This is a genomic window from Corallococcus praedator, from assembly GCF_003612125.1.
GTDB classification, from domain to species: domain Bacteria; phylum Myxococcota; class Myxococcia; order Myxococcales; family Myxococcaceae; genus Corallococcus; species Corallococcus praedator.
In genome coordinates, this window is record NZ_RAWI01000481.1 from 1 (window position 1) to 6267 (window position 6267).

Annotated in this window: 6 protein-coding genes and 1 pseudogene; 5 read left to right on the forward strand and 2 right to left on the reverse strand. The window is 69.6% G+C overall.

Annotated elements, in window-relative coordinates:
- From D7Y13_RS36675 to D7Y13_RS36695, 5 genes and pseudogenes are all read left to right on the forward strand, one after another.
- A pseudogene (locus tag D7Y13_RS36675) lies at positions 1 to 180 on the forward strand (ferritin); the annotation flags it as partial.
- Positions 181 to 237: 57 nt separating this feature from the next.
- The gene (gene encA / locus D7Y13_RS36680) at positions 238 to 1110 is read left to right on the forward strand and encodes an encapsulin nanocompartment shell protein EncA (protein WP_120530943.1); all 873 of its coding nucleotides are present in this window, start codon (positions 238 to 240) and stop codon (positions 1108 to 1110) included.
- Positions 1111 to 1130: 20 nt separating this feature from the next.
- A complete protein-coding gene (locus D7Y13_RS36685) occupies positions 1131 to 2555 on the forward strand; it encodes a sigma-54-dependent transcriptional regulator (protein WP_120530942.1) in 1425 nt (474 codons plus the stop codon).
- 78 nt (positions 2556 to 2633) lie between these two features.
- Positions 2634 to 3671: a peptidoglycan DD-metalloendopeptidase family protein gene (locus tag D7Y13_RS36690; protein ID WP_120530941.1), complete on the forward strand. Its 1038-nt coding sequence runs from the start codon at positions 2634 to 2636 to the stop codon at positions 3669 to 3671.
- Between the two features lie 80 nt (positions 3672 to 3751).
- On the forward strand, positions 3752 to 5038 hold the full coding sequence (locus D7Y13_RS36695; RefSeq protein WP_120581802.1) for a hypothetical protein: 1287 nt from the start codon (positions 3752 to 3754) through the stop codon (positions 5036 to 5038).
- Positions 5039 to 5072: 34 nt separating this feature from the next.
- On the opposite strand, the gene rsmI is transcribed toward D7Y13_RS36695, so the two are convergent.
- A complete protein-coding gene (gene rsmI / locus D7Y13_RS36700; protein WP_120530939.1) occupies positions 5073 to 5906 on the reverse strand; it encodes a 16S rRNA (cytidine(1402)-2'-O)-methyltransferase in 834 nt (277 codons plus the stop codon).
- An 11-nt stretch (positions 5907 to 5917) separates the two neighbouring features.
- Positions 5918 to 6267, reverse strand: a 350-nt coding sequence (locus tag D7Y13_RS36705) for a YraN family protein (protein ID WP_439329252.1), incomplete at its 5' end; no start/stop codon positions are given.

Below are 6267 nucleotides of genomic sequence, written 5' to 3' on the forward strand. Positions count from 1 at the left end.
GCGGTGACCCGGGCCCCGCCCGCCGTGGGACGCCTGACGGCCGAGCCGCTCACGTCCCTGCCGCCCCAGCGCCTCATCTACGGCGTTCCCGCGCCGCCGCCGTCCGCCAACAGCCATCCCCTCACCGTGGGCACCCTGCGCCGCGGTGGTGGCGGTGGCGGTTCCGGTGGCGGTCGCTGAAGCACCTTGCTCCTTTCGTCTTCCCCCTCCTCTCCCGCTCCCGTCACGGAGACACCGATGCCTGACTTCCTTGGACATGCCGAGAACCCACTGCGCGAAGAGGAGTGGGCGCGCCTCAACGAGACGGTGATCCAGGTGGCGCGTCGGTCGCTGGTGGGCCGTCGCATCCTGGACATCTACGGCCCGCTGGGCGCCGGCGTGCAGACGGTGGCCTACGACGAGTTCCAGGGCGTGTCCCCGGGCGCGGTGGACATCGTCGGTGAGCAGGAGACCGCGATGGTCTTCACCGACGTGCGCAAGTTCAAGACGATCCCGATCATCTACAAGGACTTCCTGCTGCACTGGCGGGACATCGAGGCGGCGCGCACGCACAACATGCCGCTGGACGTGTCCGCCGCCGCCGGGGCCGCCGCCCTGTGCGCGCAGCAGGAAGACGAGCTCATCTTCTACGGCGATCAGCGCCTGGGCTACGAAGGCCTGATGACGGCCAATGGCCGCCTCACCGCCACGCTGGGCGACTGGACGGCGCCGGGCGGCGGGTTCCAGACCATCGTGGAGGCCACGCGCAAGCTCAACGAGGCCGGCCACTTCGGGCCCTACGCCGTGGTGCTGTCGCCCCGGCTGTACTCGCAGCTGCACCGCATCTACGAGAAGACGGGCGTGCTGGAGATTGAAACCATCAAGCAGCTCGCCTCCGACGGCGTCTACCAGTCCAACCGCCTGCGCGGCGAGTCGGGCGTGGTGGTGTCCACCGGCCGTGAGAACATGGACCTGGCCGTGGCCATGGACATGGTCGCCGCCTACCTGGGCGCCAGCAAGATGAACCACCCCTTCCGCGTGCTGGAGTCGCTGCTGCTGCGCATCAAGCACCCGGACGCCATCTGCACGCTCGAAGGCGCCCTCCCCGCTGCCCCCCCGGCGCGCCGATAGCCCTTCCAACGCGGGTCCCCATGGCGAAGGTCCTGGTCATCGATGACGAGACGAACCTGCGCAAGGTGCTGGCCGCCCTGCTGCGCCGCGACGGGTTCGACGTCACCGTCGCGGAGAACGGGGAGCAGGGCCTCGCCGAGTTCAACAAGAACGGCGCGGACATCGTCGTCACCGACCTGGTGATGCCCAAGCTGGGCGGCATGGAGGTGCTCGCCGCCGTGCGCGCCGCCAACCCCGACGTGCCGGTGATCATCATCACCGCGCACGGCACCGTGGACTCCGCGGTGGAGGCCATCAAGGCGGGCGCGTTCGACTACATCACCAAGCCCTTCGACCAGGCGGAGCTGTCCTCCGTCGTGGCCAAGGCCGCCAAGACGAACGAGAGCGCCAAGCGCTCCGTGCGGGCGGATCACAAGGCGCGCTCCGCCATCATCGGCGAGTCGCCGCCCATCCAGGACGTCTACAAGATCATCGACAAGGTGGCGGACACGCCCTCCACGGTGCTCATCACCGGCGAGAGCGGCACGGGCAAGGAGCTGATCGCCACCGCGCTGCACGGGGCCTCCAGCCGCCGCGACAAGCCGTTCATCAAGATCAACTGCGCCGCCATCCCCGCCACGCTCCTGGAGAGCGAGCTGTTCGGCTACGAGAAGGGCGCCTTCACCGGCGCCGTCACGTCCAAGCCGGGCCGCTTCGAGCTGGCCGACGAAGGCACCCTCTTCCTGGACGAGATTGGCGAAATCCCCGTCGAGATGCAGGTGAAGCTGCTGCGCGCGCTCCAGGAGGGCGAGTTCGAGCGCGTGGGCGGCATCAAGACGACGCGCGTGAACGTGCGGCTCGTGGCGGCCACCAACCGCGACCTCCAGGCGGAGATCGAAGCGGGCCGCTTCCGCAAGGACCTGTACTACCGGCTGGCCGTGGTGCCCATCGTGCTGCCCGCGCTGCGCGAGCGGCGCAGCGACATCCCGATGCTCGCCCAGCACTTCGTGGACAAGTACAACCGGCGCCTCAACAAGAAGATCGAAGGCATCGCCGACGACGCGCTGGCGCTGCTCCAGGCGTACGCGTGGCCGGGCAACATCCGCGAGTTGGAGAACCTCATCGAACGCGTGCTGCTCTTCGCGGACGGCCCCTCCATCACGGCGAAGGACCTGCCGGAGCCGGTGCGCGGCGGAGCGGGCGTGCAGGCGGGGGCCACGATGGGCGGCTCGCTGGGCACGCTGGACGTCCCGGTGGGCGAGGTGGGCCTCAAGGACATCGTGCGCATGAAGGCCGCGGAGCTGGAGCGGGACCTCATCGTGAAGAAGCTGGATGAGACGGGCGGCAACGTCACCCGCGCCGCGCGCCTCCTGCAGATCAGCCGCAAGTCGCTCCAGACGAAGATGAAGGAGTTCGGCCTGCGCGACACCACCCCGGACGGGCAGGACGACGGTCCGGACGAGTAGCAGCCCCGGGGCGCCGAAATATCGCCGTTCCGTCGGCGGTTTCGGGCCCGCGTACCTTCTCACCCTCAGGGAGCTTGAATGCGGCCGAATCTTCCCACCCTCGGTGGACCACCGAAGCGCAATCCCTTCGGACCGGTGGTTGCCGTCTCCGTCATCCTCGGCGCGGCCGCGGGTGGCGTGTGGTGGTGGAAACAGCGCATGCCGGACGTCCCCATGGACGGCGCCTCCTCCCAGGCCGCGACGCCCGTGGATGCGGGCACGGTCGCGCAGGCCCCTTCGGCGACGCCCCCCGCCCCCACCGATCCGGTGAAGGCCGCGGGCCTGGAGCGCGCGTCCATCCGCATTGAAGGCCCGCTGGAGACGGCGCTGGTCCAGGCCGCCGGCCCGGAGGTGGGCCCCGCCCTGGCCCAGGTCGTGACGCGCACGCTGGTGTGGTGGGTGCGTGTACCCGGGGAGATCCTCCGGGGCGACACGCTGGACGTGCTCTACCAGCGCCGGCCCAACGAGGAGCCGCTGGTGTACGCGGTGCGCTTCATCTCCGGCAAGACGGGCCAGACGCACCGCGCCTACCGCTTCCAGCCCGGCGGTGAGACGAACGCCCGCTACTACGTGCCCAACGGCGACGAGCTGGAGCTGCGGATGGAGCACTCGCCCATCGACAGCTACGAGCAGATTACGTCCCTGCTGCGAGACGGCCGGGGCCACAAGGGCGTGGACTTCCGCGCGCCGGTGGGCACCACCGTCCGGGCGCCCTTCGCGGGCGTCGTCAAGCGCAAGAACTGGAACTTCGGCAGCAACGGCAACTGCATCGAGCTCATCGAGTCCGGGGGCAAGGGCCGCCGCGCCCTCTTCCTGCACCTGGCGGAGCTGCCCCGGTCGGTCCAGGCCGGGATGCGCGTGTCGGCGGGCCAGGTCCTGGCGCAGAGCGGCAACACGGGCCACTCCTTCGCCCCCCACCTGCACTACCAGCTGATGCTGGGGGAAAACCGGGTCCTGGACCCCTTCGACCAGCACAAGACCTTCCGGGCGGCCCTCACGGCCACCCAGAAGGGCGCCTTCGAGGCCGAGGTCCAGCGGCTGGACGGACTGCTCGGGACGTCCGTGGCGGGCAAGTAACGCCCACCCATTTCTTGACACTCCTCCGACGGCACGGCTAGCTGGCAGGCTCCTGGGCCGTGGGTCGTCGGAGGTTGTGGATGCACAGGTTTCGTACCGTCATCGCCGCGCTGACGCTGGGCGCGCCGCTCGCCGCCAGTGCTGCGGACATCACCCGGATCGCCTCGTCGTTCGAGGATGACGATCCGTTCGATCTCTTCCTCGACGTCGGGTTCGAGCGCACGCAGACGCGCGCGAAGATCGTCCGTGAGCAGCTCCCGTCCGGGGGCTCCGGGGGCGAACTCAAGGAGGTCAACGAGCTCTGGTACAAGGGCGTGGACGCGCGGCTGAACCTGGCGCTCGCGTTCGGCCTTTGGAAGGACCTGGAGTTCTCCTTCAAGCTCCCCATCGTCTTCCAGCAGAACGAGAGCTGGGAGTTCGTGTCGGGGGTGGGCCAGAGCAACTCCACCATCGTCAACAGCTGCTTCAACGCGGACGGCTCGCCGTACTCGTCGGAAGGCTGCGTAGGCCGGCTCTTCAGCATGCCGCAGGAGAGCTACCGGGGCGGGCTGGGCAACATCCACTTCGGGCTGGCGTACGCCTTCTTCAACCAGGAGAAGGACAGCACCAAGCCCACGTGGATCGTCGGCATCGACTACGAGGCGCCCACCGCCAAGCTGCGCGACCCGAGCGTGGACACCACGGACCCGGACGGGGATCGCGGCAACGTGGGCGACCGCGTCCACAAGTACCAGCTCTACACGTCCTTCTCGCGGCGCATGGGCGCGGCGGACCCGTACTTCAAGGCGTACCACACCATCCCGGTGCGCGGTCCCAAGGCCTATTCCAACTGCGATCAGGCCGGCACGAACCCGTCCAATCTGGGCGCTCCGGGCAACTGCTTCACCGGCCCGTGGAATCGCAAGGAGACGGGCATCCAGGCGCCGTCGCAGACGGGCATCCTCTTCGGCGTGGAGCTGGTCCCGTTCGAGAGCGCGGCCAAGGCCCAGAAGTTCACCGTGGACGCGCGACTGATCGGCAACTACGTGGGTCGCGGCCGGTACTACAACGAGCTGAGCTCCGCGCTGCGCAAGCTGCTCACCTCGGATGACTACCTGCAGGTGGGTGGCCAGTTTGGCGTCACCGCCCGCGCCGCGGAGGCCTTCACCATCCGCGCCTCCGGCAACTTCCTCTACAACACGGACCACCTGCTCACGTCGGAGACCATCGGTCAGGACCTGGACGGCAACGGCACCGTGGACACGAACCCGGGCTCGCCGGAGCTGAACCCGACGTTCGACTGGCGCTACGACCTGGCGTCCCGCCGCTTCCGGGCCATCCAGAGCACCACGTTCCGCTTCGACCTGGGCGCCAGCTTCGCGTTCTAGGCGCCGTTTGTTCCCCTGAGGCAGCGGGTCGTCGCTACCGCTGCTTCAGGCCCAGGCCCATGCGGTACACCTCCTGGCCGGGCCACCCCGCGCGGCGGGCCAGCTCGGTGCTCAGGGGCTTGAGCTTCTCACCGCGCTCCAGGCCGGACTCCAGGGCGCGGCGCACCTCGTCCTCGCTCCAGCGCTGCTCGCCGGTGCGGCCCTCCACAAGGATGACCACCTCGCCCCGGGTCTCCTCGGCGGCGTAGCGGGCCACCAGGGCGGACAGCGGGCCCCGGACGAACTCTTCGTGCAGCTTGGTCAGCTCCCGCGCCACGCACGCGCGCCGGTCACCCCAGGCCTCCTGGAGGTCGGCCAGCGTCTCTCCCAGGCGGCGTGGGGACTCGTAGAGCACGCAGGTGGCGGACAGGGGCGCCACCTCGTCCAGCATGGCACGGCGCTCCGGCCCCTTGCGCGGCAGGAAGCCCAGGAAGTGGAAGCGGCCCGTGGGCAACCCCGACGCGCTCAGCGCCGCCACCAGGGCCGTCGCCCCGGGCACCGGCTCCACCTTCAGGCCGCGCTCCAGCGCTTCGGCCACCAGCTTCTCGCCCGGGTCGCTGATGCCGGGGCTGCCGGCGTCGGTGATGAGCGCGCAGTCCTCCCCTGCTTCGATGCGGTCCAGGATGCGCCCGGCGCGCTGCCCTTCCGCGAAGGCGGGCAGGCTCACCAGGTCCTTCCCGGTGATGCCGAAGTGGTCCAACAGGATGCGTGAGTGCCGGGTGTCCTCGCACGCGAGGAAGCCCGCCGTGCGCAGCGTCTCCAGGGCCCGGGCGGTGACATCCCCCAGGTTCCCGATGGGCGTGGCCACGAGGTAGAGCGTTGCAGCCAAAGGACAGGTCCTCACATGCCGGCGTCGAAGGCGGCGGGGATGTGTTCCACCCGGGCGGTTTCGCCCTGGCCCACGACGGAGATGACGTCGAAGCGCACCATGCGCCCGTCGATGCCATTCTGGAAGAGATAGTGCAGCGCGGCCTTCACCACCCGACGCTGCTTGGCGAAGGACACCGTGTGCGCCGGGTCCCCCCACACCGCCGAGGAGCGCATGCGCACCTCCACGAAGCAGATGACCTCCTCGCGCTCCGCCACGATGTCCAGCTCGCCGTAGCGGCACGTCCAGTTGCGCGCCCTCACCCGGAAGCCCTGCGACTCCAGCAGGCGCACGCCTTCCTCTTCCGCCATGTCCCCCGACT